Source organism: Neisseria sp. HMSC061B04, assembly GCF_001836705.1.
Lineage (GTDB): Bacteria > Pseudomonadota > Gammaproteobacteria > Burkholderiales > Neisseriaceae > Neisseria.
The window spans coordinates 1-17,792 of record NZ_KV830224.1; the positions used below are offsets into that span (position 1 = coordinate 1).

General features: G+C 47.7%; 18 protein-coding genes and 1 tRNA gene. 14 read left to right on the top strand and 5 right to left on the bottom strand.

All coding sequences use genetic code 11. From position 1 onward, the window contains the following. Positions 1-121: 121 nt before the first annotated feature. The 14 genes from HMPREF2661_RS09080 (at position 122) to accD (ending at position 12,507) form a co-directional block, all read left to right on the top strand. Positions 122-198 (top strand) — tRNA-Val (locus HMPREF2661_RS09080). Positions 199-250: 52 nt separating this feature from the next. Next, on the top strand, positions 251-2,164 hold the full coding sequence (gene thrS / locus HMPREF2661_RS09085; protein ID WP_003745962.1) for a threonine--tRNA ligase: 1,914 nt from the start codon (positions 251-253) through the stop codon (positions 2,162-2,164). 17 nt (positions 2,165-2,181) lie between these two features. Then, a complete protein-coding gene (infC, locus tag HMPREF2661_RS09090; RefSeq protein WP_079453755.1) occupies positions 2,182-2,703 on the top strand; it encodes a translation initiation factor IF-3 in 522 nt (173 codons plus the stop codon). A gap of 143 nt (positions 2,704-2,846) precedes the next feature. Then, entirely contained in the window at positions 2,847-3,044 is a 198-nt protein-coding gene (rpmI, locus tag HMPREF2661_RS09095) for a 50S ribosomal protein L35 (protein ID WP_003675505.1), read from the top strand. 12 nt (positions 3,045-3,056) lie between these two features. Beyond that, positions 3,057-3,416 carry a 50S ribosomal protein L20 gene (rplT, locus tag HMPREF2661_RS09100; RefSeq protein ID WP_003675502.1) on the top strand — a complete coding sequence of 120 codons (360 nt, stop codon included), beginning with the start codon at positions 3,057-3,059 and terminating at the stop codon, positions 3,414-3,416. Between the two features lie 248 nt (positions 3,417-3,664). Beyond that, complete coding sequence (gene pheS / locus HMPREF2661_RS09105) at positions 3,665-4,654, top strand: phenylalanine--tRNA ligase subunit alpha (RefSeq protein WP_049322746.1); 990 nt, start codon at positions 3,665-3,667, stop codon at positions 4,652-4,654. Positions 4,655-4,670: 16 nt separating this feature from the next. Next, positions 4,671-5,120 (top strand): very short patch repair endonuclease, encoded by a 450-nt coding sequence (locus tag HMPREF2661_RS09110; protein WP_070823461.1) that lies wholly within the window; start codon positions 4,671-4,673, stop codon positions 5,118-5,120. A 70-nt stretch (positions 5,121-5,190) separates the two neighbouring features. After that, the gene (locus HMPREF2661_RS09115; protein WP_070823463.1) at positions 5,191-6,285 is read left to right on the top strand and encodes a DNA cytosine methyltransferase; all 1,095 of its coding nucleotides are present in this window, start codon (positions 5,191-5,193) and stop codon (positions 6,283-6,285) included. 1 nt (position 6,286) lies between these two features. After that, positions 6,287-7,312: a restriction endonuclease gene (locus HMPREF2661_RS09120; RefSeq protein WP_070823465.1), complete on the top strand. Its 1,026-nt coding sequence runs from the start codon at positions 6,287-6,289 to the stop codon at positions 7,310-7,312. 51 nt (positions 7,313-7,363) lie between these two features. Beyond that, positions 7,364-9,727, top strand: coding sequence for a phenylalanine--tRNA ligase subunit beta (pheT, locus tag HMPREF2661_RS09125; protein WP_070823466.1), 2,364 nt, complete (start codon positions 7,364-7,366; stop codon positions 9,725-9,727). 114 nt (positions 9,728-9,841) lie between these two features. Beyond that, positions 9,842-10,144 carry an integration host factor subunit alpha gene (locus HMPREF2661_RS09130; protein ID WP_003680933.1) on the top strand — a complete coding sequence of 101 codons (303 nt, stop codon included), beginning with the start codon at positions 9,842-9,844 and terminating at the stop codon, positions 10,142-10,144. Continuing rightward, entirely contained in the window at positions 10,128-10,475 is a 348-nt protein-coding gene (locus HMPREF2661_RS09135) for a hypothetical protein (protein ID WP_070823468.1), read from the top strand. Before HMPREF2661_RS09130 ends, HMPREF2661_RS09135 begins: the two co-directional genes overlap by 17 nt. Before the next feature lie 305 nt (positions 10,476-10,780). Then, entirely contained in the window at positions 10,781-11,566 is a 786-nt protein-coding gene (gene trpA, locus HMPREF2661_RS09140) for a tryptophan synthase subunit alpha (RefSeq protein WP_003745973.1), read from the top strand. Between the two features lie 74 nt (positions 11,567-11,640). Next, positions 11,641-12,507 (top strand): acetyl-CoA carboxylase, carboxyltransferase subunit beta, encoded by an 867-nt coding sequence (gene accD / locus HMPREF2661_RS09145; RefSeq protein ID WP_070823469.1) that lies wholly within the window; start codon positions 11,641-11,643, stop codon positions 12,505-12,507. Between the two features lie 61 nt (positions 12,508-12,568). Here accD and HMPREF2661_RS09150 read toward each other — a convergent pair whose 3' ends face one another. The 5 genes from HMPREF2661_RS09150 to HMPREF2661_RS09170 all read right to left on the bottom strand — a co-directional run bounded on the left by HMPREF2661_RS09150 (position 12,569) and on the right by HMPREF2661_RS09170 (position 17,786). Further along, the gene (locus HMPREF2661_RS09150; RefSeq protein WP_036490300.1) at positions 12,569-13,015 is read right to left on the bottom strand and encodes a GatB/YqeY domain-containing protein; all 447 of its coding nucleotides are present in this window, start codon (positions 13,013-13,015) and stop codon (positions 12,569-12,571) included. Between the two features lie 102 nt (positions 13,016-13,117). Further along, positions 13,118-13,330, bottom strand: a complete 213-nt coding sequence (gene rpsU / locus HMPREF2661_RS09155; protein ID WP_003680926.1) for a 30S ribosomal protein S21 — start codon at positions 13,328-13,330, stop codon at positions 13,118-13,120. Between the two features lie 277 nt (positions 13,331-13,607). Beyond that, complete coding sequence (locus tag HMPREF2661_RS09160; RefSeq protein ID WP_070823471.1) at positions 13,608-15,455, bottom strand: lytic transglycosylase domain-containing protein; 1,848 nt, start codon at positions 15,453-15,455, stop codon at positions 13,608-13,610. A gap of 178 nt (positions 15,456-15,633) precedes the next feature. Continuing rightward, entirely contained in the window at positions 15,634-16,101 is a 468-nt protein-coding gene (locus tag HMPREF2661_RS09165) for an FxsA family protein (protein ID WP_036490296.1), read from the bottom strand. A 167-nt stretch (positions 16,102-16,268) separates the two neighbouring features. Then, a complete protein-coding gene (locus HMPREF2661_RS09170; RefSeq protein WP_349267278.1) occupies positions 16,269-17,786 on the bottom strand; it encodes a polyamine aminopropyltransferase in 1,518 nt (505 codons plus the stop codon). Positions 17,787-17,792: the final 6 nt, after the last annotated feature.

Consider the following 17,792-nt stretch of genomic DNA (forward strand, 5'->3'; position numbering starts at 1 on the left):
TAGCATAACTGCTAATCTACGTCAGCCCCTAAATCAAACAAAAATATCCAGGCCGTCTGAAAAGTATTTACAGATGCTTGCAAAAGGGAACACGCTTCGTTACAATAAGCGACTTAGATGAAGGCACATAGCTCAGTTGGTTAGAGCACCACCTTGACATGGTGGGGGTCGTTGGTTCGAGTCCAATTGTGCCTACCAAATTTCCATAACGGCTTTATGCCGTTATTTTTTAATGTTTTGGAGCTTTCTGATGTTGAACATTACCTTGCCGGACGGTTCGGTCCGCCAATATGAATCACCCGTTACCGTGGCGCAAATTGCAGCGTCTATCGGTGCAGGTTTGGCAAAGGCAACGGTAGCGGGCAAGGTTAACGGTAAATTGGTGGATGCTTGCGATCCGATTACCGAAGATGCCCACGTTCAAATCATTACGCCTAAAGACAAAGAAGGTGTGGAAATTATCCGCCACTCCTGTGCGCACTTGGTCGGTCATGCGGTCAAGCAGCTCTACCCTGATGCCAAAATGGTTATCGGCCCGGTCATTGAAGACGGGTTCTATTACGATATTGCAACTGAAAAACCATTTACGCCTGATGATGTAGCCGCCATCGAAGCGCGCATGAAAGAATTGATTGCACAAGACTATGACGTCGTTAAAGTGATGACGCCCCGTGCAGAAACCATCAAAATTTTCCAAGATCGCGGCGAAGAGTACAAATTGCGTCTGATTGAAGACATGCCTGAAGTGGAAGCAATGGGTATGTATCATCATCAAGAATACGTCGATATGTGCCGCGGTCCTCATGTTCCCAATACCCGTTTCTTGAAAAACTTCAAGCTGACCAAACTGGCAGGCGCATACTGGCGCGGCGACAGCAACAATGAAATGCTGCAACGTATTTACGGTACAGCCTGGGCAAGTAAAGACGAATTAAAAGCATATATCCAACGCATCGAGGAAGCGGAAAAACGCGACCACCGTAAGCTGGGTAAACAATTGGATTTGTTCCACCTGCAAGATGAGGCGCCGGGCATGGTGTTCTGGCATCCTAAAGGCTGGGCTTTGTGGCAAGTGATTGAGCAGCACATGCGCAAAGAGCTGAATGCTGCCGGTTATAAAGAGGTGAAAACGCCTCAGATTATGGATAAAACCTTCTGGGAAAAATCCGGCCACTGGGAAAACTATAAAGACAATATGTTCGTGACCAGTTCCGAAAAACGCGAATACGCGGTTAAACCGATGAACTGTCCGGGTCATGTACAAATTTTTAATAACGGCTTGCGTTCATATCGCGATTTACCAATGCGTTTGGCCGAGTTCGGTTCTTGCCACCGCAATGAACCAAGCGGTGCGTTGCATGGTCTGATGCGTGTTCGCGGTTTTGTGCAAGATGATGCGCATATCTTCTGTACCGAAGACCAAATCGTTGATGAAGCACGCGCATTCAATGAGTTGCTGGTTCGCATTTACAAACAATTCGGCTTCCATGATGTTGCCGTGAAGTTGTCCCTCCGCCCTGAACAACGTGCAGGTTCTGACGAAGTTTGGGATAAAGCCGAACAAGGCCTGCGTGATGCATTGACCGCTTGCGGTGTAGAGTGGGAAGAATTGCCTGGCGAAGGCGCATTCTATGGTCCTAAGATTGAGTACCATGTCAAAGATGCTTTGGGTCGTTCTTGGCAGTGCGGTACCTTGCAGTTGGACTTCGTATTGCCGGAGCGTTTGAATGCAGAATATGTAACCGAAAACAACGACCGCGCGCGTCCTGTAATGTTGCACCGTGCTATTTTGGGTTCGTTGGAGCGCTTCATCGGTATTCTGATTGAAAACCATGCAGGCTCATTCCCATTGTGGCTTGCGCCGGTTCAAATGGTGATTATGAATATCACTGAAAACCAGGCAGATTATTGTCGCGAAGTGGCTGCCAAGTTGCAGGCGGCAGGCTTCCGTGTCGAATTGGATTTGCGTAATGAAAAAATCGGTTACAAAATCCGCGACAACAGCCAATACCGTTTCCCTTACCAAATCGTTGTCGGCGATAAAGAGAAACAAGAAAACAAAGTTGCGGTACGCCGCAAAGCAGAAGACTTGGGTTCTTTGAATGTAGATGATTTCATTGCACAATTACAGCAAGAAATCACTGATGCCCTCGTCAATCATTAATTTTTATAGGAGTATTCATCATCGCTCAAGAACGCGAAGCACGAATCAATGGTGAAATTACCGCCAAAGAAGTGCGATTAATCAGTGAGTCAGGCGATCAGCTTGGTGTCGTTTCAGTTCGTGAGGCTCTGGCTATGGCCGAAGAGCAAGATGTCGATTTGGTAGAAATTTCCCCGACTGCCAAACCGCCCGTATGCAAACTGATGGATTACGGTAAATACAAATACCAACAAGCCAAGAAGCGCGACGAAGCCAAGAAAAACCAAAAGCAGGTACAAATTAAGGAAATTAAATTCCGTCCGGGTACAGATGAAGGCGACTATCAAATCAAGATGCGCAACATCAACCGCTTCCTTGCCGATGGTGACAAAGTCAAAGTAACATTGCGTTTCCGCGGTCGTGAAATGGCCCACCAACAACTGGGTGCCCAACTGCTTGAGCGCGTAAAAGAAGATTTGGCAGAAGTAGCGCAAATCGAGTCCTTCCCTAAAATGGAAGGCCGCCAAATGGTGATGATGATTGCGCCTAAGAAAAAATAAAGCTATAATCCAAGGCTTATTTCGATTGCCGCTCGAAATAAGGTTTAATTAGCGGCAAAAACCGTGGTATTTTGGGTTTCAAGCGTTTGAAATTTATTTCAAAACCCCCTTATACCTTATCTAATAACGAATGGAGTTTTCCAATGCCTAAAATGAAAACCAAGTCTAGCGCGAAAAAACGCTTTAAAGTACTGGGTAACGGTGGTGTAAAACGCGGTCATGCGTTCAAAAGTCACATCCTGACCAAAAAAACCACTAAAACTAAACGTCAATTGCGCGGCACCGCTATGGTGGATTCACGCGATTTGGCTTCTGTTGCTAAAATGTTGCCCTACGCTTAAGGAGTTTAGAATATGCCACGCGTAAAACGCGGTGTTACCGCTCGTGCTCGTCACCAAAAAGTCTTCGCGTTAGCCAAAGGCTACCGCGGTCGTCGTAAAAACGTTTACCGTGTTGCCAAGCAAGCGGTAATGAAAGCCGGTCAATATGCATACCGTGACCGTCGCCAACGCAAACGTCAATTCCGTCAACTGTGGATCGTTCGTATCAACGCAGGTGCCCGTGAGAATGGTCTGTCTTACAGCAAATTCATGAACGGCCTGAAACGCGCTGCTATCGAAATCGACCGCAAAGTATTGGCTGATTTGGCTGTATTCGACAAAGCTGCATTTGCACAATTGGTTGAAAAAGCTAAAGCTGCTTTGGCTGCTTAATTCGATAAGATTATTTAAAAAGGAAGCTTATGCTTCCTTTTTTCTTTTTCAGAAGAAACTCTATGTAGTTGATTTTCTTTCTTTAAACTCTATTTTTTTATACTGATTTGCGATAAAATAGACCCCTCTTATCAAACGGATTGGCCGCACTAATACAAAAGGCCGTCTGAACAGGTTTGCAATCAAACCCAACAGACGGCTTTGTTGTTTCAGACGGCCTGCCATCAACAAACAGACGATAAACTACTATGGAAAATGTAAACCGTATCGTTGCAGAAGGTATTGCCGCTATTGAAGCCGCGCAAGACTTCAATGCCTTAGAACAAATTAAAGCACGCTATCTTGGTAAAACCGGCGAATTGACCGGACTTTTGAAAACTTTGGGTCAAATGTCTCCTGAAGAGCGTAAAACCATAGGCGCGCACATCAACGAATGCAAAAATCAGTTTCAGACGGCCTTTAATGCCAAACGCGATGCCCTGAATGAAGCCAAGCTGCAAGCTCAATTGGCTGCTGAAGCCTTGGATATTACTTTGCCGGGTCGTGCACAAGAGTATGGCGGTTTGCATCCAGTGACTTTGACTTTGCAACGTGTGGTTGAGCTGTTTCACGGTATGGGTTTCGAAGTGGCGGACGGCCCTGAAATCGAAGACGATTTCCACAATTTCCAAGCCTTGAATATTCCTGCAAATCACCCTGCGCGTGCGATGCAAGATACCTTCTATGTTGAAAATGGCGACGTTTTGCGTACACACACTTCGCCTATTCAAATCCGCTATATGCTCGACAAAAAAGAGCCGCCTATCCGCATTATTGCTCCCGGCCGCGTTTACCGTGTGGACAGTGATGCCACTCACTCGCCTATGTTCCATCAGGCCGAAGGTTTGTGGGTGGAGGAGGGTGTCACTTTTGCCGATTTGAAAGCAGTGTTTACTGACTTTATCCGTCGCTTCTTTGAACGCGATGACCTGCAAGTACGTTTCCGTCCGTCTTTCTTCCCGTTCACCGAGCCTTCTGCCGAAATCGACATCATGGGCGAAAACGGTAAATGGTTGGAAGTCGGCGGCTGCGGTATGGTACATCCTAACGTATTGAAAAACGTCAATATCGACCCTGAGAAATATACCGGTTTCGCTTTCGGTATCGGTCTCGACCGCTTTGCCATGTTGCGTTACAACGTTAATGACCTGCGCTTGTTCTTCGATAATGATTTGAACTTTTTGAAGCAGTTTAAATAAATTTCAAATAAACCCAATGGATAAATTAACCCCGGAGCAGCGTAAAAAATGCATGCAGTCCAACAAAAGTACAGGGACGAAACCCGAACTTGTGTTGGCGAAGGCAATGTGGGCTTTGGGGCTCAGGTATCGGAAGAATAGCGGAAGCATTTTTGGGAAACCTGATTTTTCGTTTAAAAAATATAAAGTTGCCATATTTGTCGATGGAGAATTCTGGCACGGTAAGGATTGGGAACAGAAAAAAGCGGAAATAAAGGGCAACCGCGAATTTTGGATTGCCAAGATAGAACGCAACATCCGACGGGATATGGAAGTAACAGGCCGTCTGAAAGCCGAGGGCTGGACGGTTTTACGTTTTTGGAGTAACGATGTCGTTAAAGATACAAGCAGCTGTGCCGAAGCAGTCAGACAAGTCATCTGCGAAAAACAGAGATTGTCAAAATCTCAACAAGCAGGGAAAAAATAACCCCTCGTCTCAGTTACTGGATAAAAGCTACAACTTAGATATAGACGGACGACAAGAAAGAAAAAAAACTTTGATTTTTTCTTTTTTTTCTGGCTCAGGCTTTTTAGATTTGGGCTTTGAGTTGTCGGGATTTGAGATTGCCTTCGTTAATGAAGTCCATCCTCCGTTTTTGGAAGCGTATAAATACTCTCGAAGCAAAATGGGTATTCCAAAGCCTAAATATGGATATTTCGAAGGTAGTATCGACGAATGTCTTGATATGGAAAAAGCAAAAGATTTGTCTAGTTGGGTTAAAAAGGAAAAGCAGGATGGTGTTATTGTCGGATTTGTCGGAGGTCCCCCATGTCCGGATTTTTCCGTAGCAGGGAAAAATAAAGGTAGGGATGGTGAGAATGGGAAGTTATCGCAAAGTTATGTGGATTTAATTTGTAAAAACCAGCCTGATTTTTTCATATTTGAGAATGTGAAAGGACTCTATAGGACTGCCAAGCATAGGGAGTTTTTTAATGCGCTGAAACGGCAACTTTCCAATTTTGGATATGTGTGTACAGAAAAACTCATTAACGCTATCGAATATGGCGTACCGCAAGATAGGGAAAGGATTATCTTAGTAGGTTTTTTGAATCAGCATGTTGATACTTTACAGAAGTTCGATTGGGATGCCCATATTTTATTCCCCGATGCATTGGGGAAAAACTGGCCTACGACAGAAGATGTAGGAAGTGCTGTTAGTCAGCCTGAAAACATTTACCCTGAGCTGACAGTTCAATATTGGTTCGATCGCAACGGCGTGGATACGCACCCGAATGCAGGTAAGCATTTTCAACCGAGGGCTGGTTTGAAAAAATTTCAAACAATCAGCGAAGGGGATGATAAGAAAAAATCCTACAAACGTCTGCATCGATGGCGTTATTCCCCGACTGCCGCATACGGAAACAACGAAGTCCACATTCATCCCTATCTGCCAAGAAGGATTTCCGCTGCGGAGGCATTGGCAATACAGTCTTTGCCGAAGGAGTTTGAGCTGCCTGATAACATGACATTGAGCAATATGTTCAAAACTATAGGCAACGGTGTACCGTTTTTGGCAGCAAAAGGGATTGCGATGACACTGAAATCTTATTTGGAGAATCACTATGAGCGGACAAAAACTGACGGCTGCTAATTTGGTCAGTGCGATTGACAGCTTGAAAAAGAATGTCAATTATAACTATGTGAACAGCTCAAATACGCATACCATACAAATTGTCCATGTTGAAAAACCAGAAGGTCCGATTAAGATTAAAAGGGGAAATACGAAAACTTCGATATCGAAACAAGCAATTTGGCGGTTGGCGGATGCGTTATCCACGGGGGAGCCTGTTAATGTGGACAGGGTGTTTGGCGCAAGTTATAACTTTCGTTCCGCACTGGAGGCATTGCTTGCCCATACACCCGAAATTTACTGGTGCAAATTGCAGCGGATACAACCGGGTCTAAATAAAAGCGAGGTGGTGGAAGGACACAAGCACATTATTTGGCTTCCCGATAGGCCGCATGAACAAGGCGTAATGAAGGAATATGAGACAGATGTCGTTATTTCGGAAATCCCCTCCAACAATGTGGTTTACGATGCTTTATCCCTTCCTTCGACCCATTCAGAAATAGATATAGATGTAAAACGCCGTCACGTGCAAATACAGATTGCCCTTTCAGCAATAGGTTTCCAGCTTGGTTTCAGGACGTGGATTGCGAGAAACGACCAAGGTATCAGTTATGGGGATAAAAAAATTGCCGATTTGGACGGTATCGTGCAAAAGATAGAATGCGAGAAACTTATCAGTTCGTTTGACGGCGCGGTTCAGGCCGCAATGCATATTGATTGCATCTGGTTCAGGAATGGAAAACTGATGCCGGCGGTGATGGAGGTTGAACATAGTACGGGTGTACGTTCCGGCCTTGCGCGGATGAAGCAGTTGAAAGACCTGTTGCCACCATATGCTAATACGCGCTGGGTTATCGTTGCTCCTGATGAAGATAGGGATAAAGTTTTTAAAGAAGCAAATGTTCCGATGTTCCAAAGTTTGGATGCTCAATATTTTCCTTATTCTGCTGTTGAGGAATTATACTCCCTGTGTATGCGCCGCAAACTAACTAGTAAGGCAGTAAATGAAGAATTTTTAGACTGCTTCATGGAAAAATGTGCAATGTGATTCACATCATATTGATTTAATTGCCGACTCAAACTTTATTTTAGGAAAAATATGCAATTCTCCTATTCATGGCTGAAAACCCAAGCCAATCCTGATCTTTCTGCCGATAAACTGGAACATCTTTTAACCATGGCTGGTTTGGAAGTGGAAGAAATCGATACTGCCGCCCCTGCTTTCAGTGGCGTGGTTGTTGCCGAAGTAAAATCCGTTGAGAAACATCCTGATGCAGACCGTTTGAACGTTACCCAAGTTGATGCCGGTACGGGCGAGTTGGTTCAGATTGTTTGTGGTGCGCCGAATGTCAAGCCGGGCATTAAAGTGCCGTGTTCGTTGCCAGGTGCCGTTTTGCCGGGCAATTTCAAAATTAAGCCGACTAAAATGCGCGGCGTACCATCAAACGGTATGCTGTGCTCGACCAATGAACTGGGTTTGCCTGATGATGGTGTAGACGGTCTGCATATTCTGCCCGAAGATGCGCCTGTCGGTACCAATATCCGCGAATACTTGGATTTGGACGATACGCTGTTTACGCTGAAAATTACGCCTAACCGCACTGACTGCTTGAGCGTTAAGGGTATTGCGCGTGAGGTTTCTGCGTTGACTCAATTTGCGTTTACGCCTGTCGAAATTCAGACGGCCTCTATCGGCAGTGAGAAAAAACAGGCTGTCCGTATTGATGCACCGGCTGACTGCGGCCGTTTTATCAGCCGCGTGATTGAAAATGTCAATGCGAAGGCGCCTACTCCAGATTGGATGAAACAACGTTTGGAACGCAGCGGTATCCGCAGCATTTCCGCATTAGTGGACATCGGCAACTATGTCATGCTGGAAATCGGTCAGCCGATGCATGTTTTCGATGCCGATAAGCTGTCGGGTAGTTTGATTGTCCGCCGTGCTCAAAATGGCGAGACTTTGGCGTGCCTGAATGAGAAGACGGTTACTTTGGCTGACAATACACTGGTGGTCGCTGATGAAAAAGGTGTGTTGAGCTTGGCCGGTCTGATGGGCGGAGAGGCAAGTGCGGTTTCTGATGAGACGCAAAATATTGTATTGGAAGCTGCTTGGTTTGCTCCTGAGATTATTGCCGGTAAATCCCGTCAATACGGTTTTGGTTCGGATTCTTCTTTCCGCTTTGAACGCGGTGTGGATTACCGCTTGCAAGCTGATGCCATTGAGCGTGCTACCGGATTAGTGTTGCAGATTTGCGGTGGTGCAGCCGGTGAAATGGTTGAGGCACAAGGCAAGTTGCCTGAGGCAAAACAGGTCGAATTGCGTTTGGGCCGTCTGAAAACGGTATTGGGCGTTGAAATCCCTGCCGAGCAAGTCGAAATTATCTTGCAACACCTGGGTTTGCAGCCTGAGAAAACCGCAGAAGGCTTCCGTGTCACTTCTCCTAGCTTCCGTTTCGATATCGAAATCGAAGCCGATCTGATTGAAGAAATCGGCCGTGTTTACGGTTATGAAAATATCCCTGACGACTATACTTCAGGCCGTCTGAAAATGTTGGCTCTGCCTGAGACCAAACGCCCGCGTTTTGCGGTTTATAACGAAATGGCAGCACGCGGTTACCGTGAAGTGGTCAGCTATGCGTTTGTGGATGAGCAATGGGAGCAAGACTTTGCTGCCAATACCCATCCTATCCGCCTGCAAAATCCGTTGGCGGCGCAGTATGCCGTCATGCGTTCTACGCTTATCGGCGGTTTGGTGGAAGTTTTGCAAAATAATTTGAACCGTAAGCAAAACCGTGTACGCGTATTTGAAATTGCCCGCGTGTTCCGCAAAGATTCGGCTGATCAATTTGTTCAAAACGAACGTATCGGCGGTTTGTGGTATGGCTCCGTGTTGCCCGAGCAATGGGGCGAGAAAACACGCAACGTAGATTTCTACGATATGAAAGCCGATGTTGAGAGCCTTTTGAAAAACAAGGAAGTATCCTTTGTGAAGACCGAACATCCGGCCTTGCATCCTGGACGTGCCGCCAATATTGTTTCAGACGGCAAAGTAGTTGGTTTTGTCGGCGAGTTGCATCCGAAATGGCTGCAAAAATATGATTTGCCACAAGCGCCGCTGGTGTTTGAAATCGATATGGATGCGGTATTGGGTCGTGAGAAAACCCGTTATCAGACCGTATCCAAATTCCAACCTGCACGCCGAGATTTGGCATTTGTAATGCCTGAAGCTGTAACGCATGATGATTTGTTAAATGCCCTGAAAGCGGCGGCGAACAAGCTGGTTCAAGAAATCAGCGTGTTTGACGTTTACCGCGGTACGGGCGTGCCTGAAGGCATGAAGAGCGTTGCCGTCAAAATCATTTTGCAGGATATGGAAAACACGCTGACAGATGAAGTCATCGAGCCTTTGGTTGCGAAAATGATTAAAGCGGCAGCCGAAAAAGACGCACAGCTTCGTGCTTAAAACAAGATAAAAGTTGTCGCCAAAAATTGCCAATCATATTTGATTTTTTGGTGAGGACTTGATTTTTAAAAGAATTTTGGTAATAATTGCACCAGTTTGAATGAAGGTAAACACATGACACTAACTAAAGCAGAATTGGCCGATATTTTGGTCGACAAAGTCAGCAACGTCACCAAAAATGATGCCAAAGAAATCGTCGAGCTCTTTTTTGAAGAAATCCGCAGCACTTTGGCGCGTGGCGAAGAAATTAAGATTTCCGGTTTCGGCAATTTCCAATTGCGCGACAAACCTCAACGCCCGGGTCGTAACCCTAAAACCGGCGAAGAAGTGCCGATTACCGCACGCCGTGTGGTAACTTTCCATGCCAGCCAAAAACTCAAAGGCATGGTGGAGCATTACTATGACAAACAACAATAACCCGGTTATTCCTGCCAAGCGTTATTTTACGTTGGATGAGATGTGCCAATTGGTGCAAATCAGTCCGGCCCAGTTTGCCCAATGGCAACATGAAAATAATGTTGTGATTGGATACGGTGGCGATCGATATACGCGCTCGGATGTAGTTAAGTTGTTGAAACTGAAAGATACGTTTGAACCGTATATCGATACGTTCAGTCGTGGCGCTTTAGATGCAAACGGCAACCCTGCCGCCAATGCGGAAGAAGTCCGTCATGGTCTGGTGCAGATTTTGTCTGATTTGGAGCGTCATCTGGGTTCTGAACAACAAAACCACCATGTCGAGCCGTAATCGATAAGGAAATTGTGATCAAAAGTGCGAAGGCATACAAAGATTTGCATGATTGATTATTGTAAAGGCTGTTTGAATTGTTTTCAGACGGCCTTTATTGTTTTATATTGCTTTCAAAATATCAGAATCTTGATTGCAAATGATTCTATGAAATAGCCGTAAATGTTATACTTAGCCTCTTGTTTGCCGATTGGGAAAAGTGGTCATTTGTTTTTGCGGCAGACTAAGTTTTTTACAATAAATGTAACGGCAGAATAGATTAGGCTGTCGGACAACATTCAAATCGATGAAATGGATAGCAGAAAATGAGCAGAATCCAACAAACTTTCTCAGCGCTCAATGGCGCAAAAGCACTGATTCCTTATATTACGGTGGGTGATCCCAACCTTGAGACGACCTTGGCATTGATGCACAGCCTGGTGGCTAACGGTGCTGATATTTTGGAACTGGGTGTGCCGTTTTCTGACCCGATGGCGGATGGTCCGACTATTCAGCGTGCGGCTGAAAGGGCGTTGGCAAATCATGTTTCTTTGCATGACGTATTGGAAACAGTACGCTTGTTCCGCCAAACCAATGATAAAACGCCGATTGTGTTAATGGGCTATTTGAACCCAGTACATAAAATGGGTTATCAAGCGTTTGCACAAGCGGCTGCCGACGCGGGCGTAGATGGCGTGTTGACTGTGGATTCCCCGGTAGAAACCATTACCCCACTGCATGACTCGTTGAAAGCGCAAGGTATTGATTGTATTTTCCTTATTGCGCCGACAACAACTGAAGAGCGTATTCAAACGATTGCCAAAGTAGCCGGTGGTTTTGTGTATTATGTATCGCTCAAAGGTGTAACCGGTGCGGCAAGTTTGGATACTGAAGAAGTTTCGCGTAAAATAGAGCTTTTGCGCAAATATATTGATATTCCGATCGGTGTCGGCTTCGGCATTAATAATGCGGAGAGTGCACGTAAGATTGGCGCGGTAGCGGATGCCGTTATTGTCGGCAGCCGTATCGTCAAAGAGATTGAAAGCCACGCAGGTAGCGAGGCCGAGGCGGTAGGCGTGTTGGTTAAAGAGTTGAAAGACGCGATTCGCTAAATTTTTTATTCCATTGTTTCAGACGGCCTTACATTCAATAGGCCGTCTGAATTCTGAATTCCAAGGAGTCATTCATGAGCTGGCTAGATAAAATTCTTCCTCCGAAAATTAAAAACCGAAGCAGTTCGTCCAGCGTCCCTGAAGGCCTGTGGCACAAATGTCCGTCTTGTTCGGCAACGGTTTATTCAACCGAGTTGAAGCAAAACAGCGAAGTCTGCCCGAAATGTAATCACCACAATCCGCTTTCTGCGCGCGAACGTTTGAATCTGCTTTTGGATGAAGAAGGCCGTGAAGAGATTGCAGCCAATATTAAACCGACCGACCCGCTGAAATTCAAAGACAGTAAAAAATATCCTGACCGCCTCGCGGCTGCACGTAAAGCAACCGGCGAAGACGATGCATTGGTCGTTATGAAAGGTACCATGAACGGCCTGCCTGTCGTTGTGGCTGCGTTTGAATTCCGTTTTATCGGCGGCTCTATGGGCTCGGTCGTGGGCGAGCGTTTCGTTCAGGGTGTACGTCGTGCCGTTGCAGATAATTGTTCGTTTATTTGCGTGGCGGCTTCCGGTGGTGCGCGTATGCAGGAAGGGGTCAACTCTTTGATGCAGATGACGAAGACCAGCGCGGCTTTGCATTTGCTGACTGAAAAACGTCTGCCGTTTATTTCCGTATTGACCGACCCGACCATGGGCGGCGTGTCTGCCAGCTTTGCCTTCTTGGGTGATGTGGTTTTGGCAGAACCGAATGCGCTGATCGGTTTTGCCGGTCCGCGCGTTATCGAGCAGACTGTACGCGAAACCTTGCCGGAAGGTTTTCAACGTGCAGAATTCTTGTTAGAGAAGGGCGCAATCGACCAAATCGTCGATCGCCGTTCCATGAAAAAACGTATCAGCGATTTAATTACCTTGTTGCGTCATGAGGACAAAGTAACCACTGCTTGATGGATATAATAAAAAAAGGCCGTCTGAAAATCATATTTCAGACGGCCTTTTTGTTTGACGATTAGGCAGTCAATGCGGCTTTCAAAACCTTGTTGACTTCACCCATATCGGCTTTGCCGGCCAGACGGGTTTTCAATACCCCCATGACTTTGCCCATATCGGCCATGCCTGATGCACCGGTTTCTGCAACAGCTGCTTCCACGGCAGTTTTGATTTCTTCTGCGGACATCATTTGTGGCAGGTAGCGGTTGAGGATTTCGATTTCTGCGTTTTCTTTGTCAGCCAAATCTTGACGGCCGGCTTCGGTATAAATTTTGGCGCTGTCTTTGCGCTGTTTCACCATTTTGGTCAGAATGGAGATGACTTTGGCGTCATCGGCCTCGGTGCGCTCGTCTACTTCAAATTGTTTGATGGCGGCATTAATCAGGCGGATGGTGCTTAAAGATACTTGGTCTTTGGCACGCATGGCGGTTTTCATGTCTTCGGTTAATTGTGTTTTTAGGCTCATAATGTTCTCACTTTATATCAATAAAAAGATGCCGTCTGAAAAACAAAACACACCGCAAAGCTGCCCTTGCGGTGTGTCGTTTATCACAGGGCAGGCCTGTAATTAGTACATTTTAGGAGGCAGTTGTTGGCTGCGCAGACGTTTTTGCAGACGTTTTGCTGCAGCAGCTTTTTTGCGTTTGCGTTCGGTAGTTGGTTTTTCGTACGCTTCACGGGCGCGCAGTTCGGTCAACAGACCGGTTTTTTCTACGGCACGTTTGAAACGACGCATAGCAACTTCAAATGGTTCATTCTCTTTAACACGAATAGCTGGCATTTTATTTCCTTTAAATTTTGTTCAATCAAACCGTTTTAAGAAATAGGGGACGGCTTGTCATAATGGGGGAGTTGTTGTATCGCTGGTTTGCCGAGGGCAGGGCGGGATACGCGCCGTGATGTAAACATCACCTCCTAACAAGTCGGCTTTTGCCGTGCAAGTGACCTTTTCGGTCAGAAACAATCGGGCGATTATCTTATAAACTCGATAGTCTGTCAAGATTGCAGGCCGTCTGAACGTTTGATTCTGTCTCACTTTTCAGACGGCCTATCGGGTATTAATAACGGCCGGGAACTGTACCCATACGTTGTTTCAACGAAGTTTGCGGTTCGTTGAACAATGACGCGTAATAAGTCGCATTGGTCATGACTTTTTTCACGTAATCGCGGGTTTCGGTAAATGGGATGGTTTCGGCGTAAATCGCGCCTTCCAACGGTGAAGAAGCCTGCCAGTTACGGGCGCGGCCTGGGCCGGCATTGTAGCCTGCGGTGGCCATCACTTCGTTATTTTGCAGGCGGCGTTTGGCATCTGCCATGTACCAAGTACCCATGCGGATGTTGCCGTCCATGGTGTAGAGTTCGCTGCTGCTCATGCCGATTTTGCCGGCGATTTCGCGGGCGGTTGCAGGCATGACCTGCATCAGGCCTTGTGCGCCGACGCTGGATTGCGCGCCCATGACAAAGCGGCTCTCTTGGCGAATCAAACCGTAAACCCATGCCGGGTCAACGCCTGCCTGTGCGGCATAGCGGACGGTCAGGTCTTTAAATGGAGAGATATAGCGCAGTTTGTAGTTGAGCTTGTGGTCGGTACGGTCTGCGCTGTTGATTGCCATGTCGTAGAACTGGTTGTCAAAAGCGACTTGTGCGGCAGTCAGCAGGTTGTCTTCGTTGAAGTCGCGGGTGGCAAAACGCCATTCTGCCTGTGCCTGACGGCGCATTTTAGAGTCGCCGTTGCTTTGGCTGTTTTTAAACAAAACCAATGCGCGTTTGATGGCGCCGTCTTCGCTCATGCGGCGGACGTCTCTGGCATCGGCATCGGAAACGTTGTTGCGCGTATTGATGCGGCGGCCCAGCTCTTCACCTGCCAATACAGCGTAGAAATTGCGGCCGGAAGCGGCAGCTTTTTCATACATTTCTTTGGCTTGACTGCTTTTGCCTTGTGCGGCAAAGCTGCGGCCCAGCCAATATTGCCATGTCGGGTCTTTTTGCAGTTTTTCAGGCATATGCTGAATCACGCTTGCCAATTCGTCCCAACGTTGCAGGCGCAAGGCGGCGCGTGCGTACCATTCCAATTGCTCGTCGGTCAGTTGCTTGCGGTCGGAAACGCGGCCGTAGTAGCTCAAAGCAGTCGGCATGTTTTGGCTTTGTGCATGGTAGTGGCCCAATACGCCCCATGCGAAGCTGCGTTGTTCGCGGCTGAGGCCGGATTCCATGTCGGACAGGGTGGCGGCGGCAGAAGCGGATTTGCGTGCATCTTTGCCGATTACGCTCAATAGGCTGTATTCGGTCGCACCTTGCGCGCCACCTTCAAACGGGCTGCCCAATGCGGCGGCGAGGTTGCGTGCATCCGTGGTTTGGCTGTTGCTCAACAAGCCGCGCACGCGACGCCATGCGTCGTTGGTGTTCAGACGGCCTGAAGCTGCCGCGCTTTCAACCAAGCGGGTACAACCGGCAGGCAGTTTGCCGGTCACGCGAACCAGCTCGGCGGCTTTGCTGTCATTGCCGCTGCTCAAATCGGCATAACATTGCACTTCTTGTGCGACGCCGGCGGCGTTCAATTTGCTGAATTCTTGACGGAACAAATCCCATTGGCCGCGCGCGCCCAAGGTTTTCAGCCATTCGTTGCGGACGTTTTCAGCCATTGCGCTGTCGCTGGCTTGGGATAAAAATTGTTGTACCCAAGCATCGTCGCCGCGTTTGGCGGCATCGATGGCGCTTTGGTATTGGCTGTAATCGGACAGGACTTTGGACTCGCTGTCGGCGCGGCGTGAAGGAATAGAAGTGGATTTAGGCTGAACGACGCTTTCGGTTTTCGAAGCAGTCGGTGTGTTTTGGGTGGCGCACGCCGATAAAACAGCGGCGGTAATCAAGCTGAGGGAGAGAGGGAAAAGACGTTGAACGTTCATTGGATACCGTGTCGTTTTTAGAATCAAAATAGCTGCTTATTTTAAATGATTTATGCGGAATAACCGAATTACAAACCGATATTTACATTTTCAAAGCCCGGAAATGACTCAGGCCGTCTGAAATATGAAACACTTTTGAGGTATTCCTAATTCAGACGGCCTGTTATGAAGGAAGTCGTCAATCGGGTTTGTGCTCGATATAGTCTTGCGGTTTGTCGGCTTTGCCGGTGCGCGTAACCGTGTATTCGCCTTCGATAATGTCTTCATCATCTTTGGCAGGACCGTAAGTTTGGCGGCTTTGGAAAGACTGTGCAGAAGAAACCGGCGTATTGCCTTTAAACGGAATCAGCAAGAGTAGGGCGACGGCGGTTGAAATAAAGCCGGGGCTGAGCAGGAAAACCGCGGCGGCGGTATAGCGAATCGGCCACAGCATTTGATAGAGGGAAATGTTTTGGCCGCTGCGGACGGCTGCGCCTGCGAGCAAAAGGCCGGAAATGCCGGTATGGCGCAGCATAAAGATACCGCTGATAAAGCTGACGGCCATCACAAACAGCGTCCAGCCGCCGCCTATCCAGTCGGCAACCCAGACGATGGACATGATTTCCAAAAAGATTAAAACCAAAAAACCGATTCCAAAATACTGCATAAGTGTTTGTTCCTTCATTCAACGGATAGTGTCGATTGTGTTTTATCTAGATAAAGATAAACCTTATTTTTTCAAGCAAATGCTGTGTGAAAAAGGGTAAACGGACGATGAGGCCGTCTGAACGGAGATAAAAAGAAGACTGATGTTTCAGACGGCCTTTAGATATTCTATCGCATCACATTGTTCCAATCGCTTTCAAAATAACTGACGAGAATTTGGTTGTTCAAATAATTTGCTTCAACCTTGCGCCTTGCCATATCGGGCGGAAAGCGGAACATTTCGGCGGCGGTCTGGGCATTGAGATAGCGGGTGGGTACGTCGAATTTTTGCGGAATGGGGAAGTTTTGGTCAAACCCTGCCAACACAAATCCCCATTCGCCAAATGAGGGGACGTAAACATGATAGGGCGCGGTATTCAACTTGGCCGCTTCGAGGGTGGCGACGACCGACCAGTAGGCGTTGGGGGCGAAGTAGGGGGAGGTGGATTGGACGACGATTTTGCCCTGCGGCTGAAGATGGCGGGCAACGAGGCGGTACATGGGGACGGAGTAGAGTTTGCCCAGCGAGAAATTGGAGGGATCGGGCAGGTCGATGATGATGACGTCGAATTGTTCAGACGACCCTTCCAGCCATTTGGCGGCATCGTCGTTGACGACGTGCATTTTGGGGTGGGATAGCGAGCCTTGGTTGAGCGCGCTCAAGGTGGCGGAGGTTTTAAAAGTAGCGGTCATGTCGGGGTCGAGATCGACCAAAGTAACATTTTTGACTTGCGGATATTTCAAGACTTCGCGTGCCGCCAATCCGTCACCGCCGCCGAGAATCAGGACGCGTTCGGCGTTCGGCACCATCTGCATGGCAGGCAGGACGAGTGCTTCGTGGTAACGGGCTTCGTCGCGTGAGGAGAATTGCAGGTTGCCGTTGATGTAGAGGCGGGTGTCGTCTTTCCAGCGTGTCACGACGAGCCGTTGGTAGGGAGAATGGCTTTGATAGACGACGGGATCGCCGAAATAGCTTTGTTCGGCTTTGAAAGAGATACGGTCGGCGTAGATGAAGAGCGTAATGAGCGCGGTCAATACGATAAACGCACGCGTACGGATGGCGTGATAGCGGGGTAATTCGGCTTTGAATACACGGGCGGTCAGATAGGCGACGGCGGCGTTGAAGATGCCAAACAACAAGGCGGAACGCGCCATGCCGAGTTTGGGGGCGAGCAGGAGCGGAAACAACAGAGAGACGGCAAGTGCGCCCAAGTAGTCGAAGGTCAATACTTTGGAAACGAGTTCTTTAAATTCCGCCCCTTTTTGGTTTAACACGCGCATGACCAAAGGGATTTCCATGCCGACAACCATGCCGACAATCAGTACAAAAGCGTAGAGCAGGATGCGGAACGGGGCGGCGGATAAACCGAAGGCCACAAATAATGCCAGCGCGGAAATACCACCAATGATGCCGACCAGAAGTTCGATTTCGATAAAGCGGTGCAATACGTCTTTATCTTTGATGTATTGGGTCAGGTGGGCACCGATACCCATTGAAAACAGATAAAGTCCGATGACGGAGGAAAACTGCAAAATACTGTCGCCCAAAAGATAGCTTGCGAGCGCGGCAATGATGAGCTCGTAAGCGAGGCCGCAGCTGGCGACGATAAAAACGGAGATGATGAGGGTGCGGTGGGCGTTCATGATGACGTT

Bases quoted from the DNA above. Each gene is read 5' to 3' on its own strand.
- thrS (WP_003745962.1), top strand. From the start codon at position 251: ATGTTGAACATTACCTTGCCGGACGGTTCGGTCCGCCAATATGAATCA.
- rpmI (WP_003675505.1), top strand. From the start codon at position 2,847: ATGCCTAAAATGAAAACCAAGTCTAGCGCGAAAAAACGCTTTAAAGTA.
- rplT (WP_003675502.1), top strand. From the start codon at position 3,057: ATGCCACGCGTAAAACGCGGTGTTACCGCTCGTGCTCGTCACCAAAAA.
- pheS (WP_049322746.1), top strand. From the start codon at position 3,665: ATGGAAAATGTAAACCGTATCGTTGCAGAAGGTATTGCCGCTATTGAA.
- HMPREF2661_RS09110 (WP_070823461.1), top strand. From the start codon at position 4,671: ATGGATAAATTAACCCCGGAGCAGCGTAAAAAATGCATGCAGTCCAAC.
- pheT (WP_070823466.1), top strand. From the start codon at position 7,364: ATGCAATTCTCCTATTCATGGCTGAAAACCCAAGCCAATCCTGATCTT.
- HMPREF2661_RS09130 (WP_003680933.1), top strand. From the start codon at position 9,842: ATGACACTAACTAAAGCAGAATTGGCCGATATTTTGGTCGACAAAGTC.
- HMPREF2661_RS09135 (WP_070823468.1), top strand. From the start codon at position 10,128: ATGACAAACAACAATAACCCGGTTATTCCTGCCAAGCGTTATTTTACG.
- trpA (WP_003745973.1), top strand. From the start codon at position 10,781: ATGAGCAGAATCCAACAAACTTTCTCAGCGCTCAATGGCGCAAAAGCA.
- accD (WP_070823469.1), top strand. From the start codon at position 11,641: ATGAGCTGGCTAGATAAAATTCTTCCTCCGAAAATTAAAAACCGAAGC.
- HMPREF2661_RS09150 (WP_036490300.1), bottom strand. From the start codon at position 13,015: ATGAGCCTAAAAACACAATTAACCGAAGACATGAAAACCGCCATGCGT.
- rpsU (WP_003680926.1), bottom strand. From the start codon at position 13,330: ATGCCAGCTATTCGTGTTAAAGAGAATGAACCATTTGAAGTTGCTATG.
- HMPREF2661_RS09160 (WP_070823471.1), bottom strand. From the start codon at position 15,455: ATGAACGTTCAACGTCTTTTCCCTCTCTCCCTCAGCTTGATTACCGCC.
- HMPREF2661_RS09165 (WP_036490296.1), bottom strand. From the start codon at position 16,101: ATGCAGTATTTTGGAATCGGTTTTTTGGTTTTAATCTTTTTGGAAATC.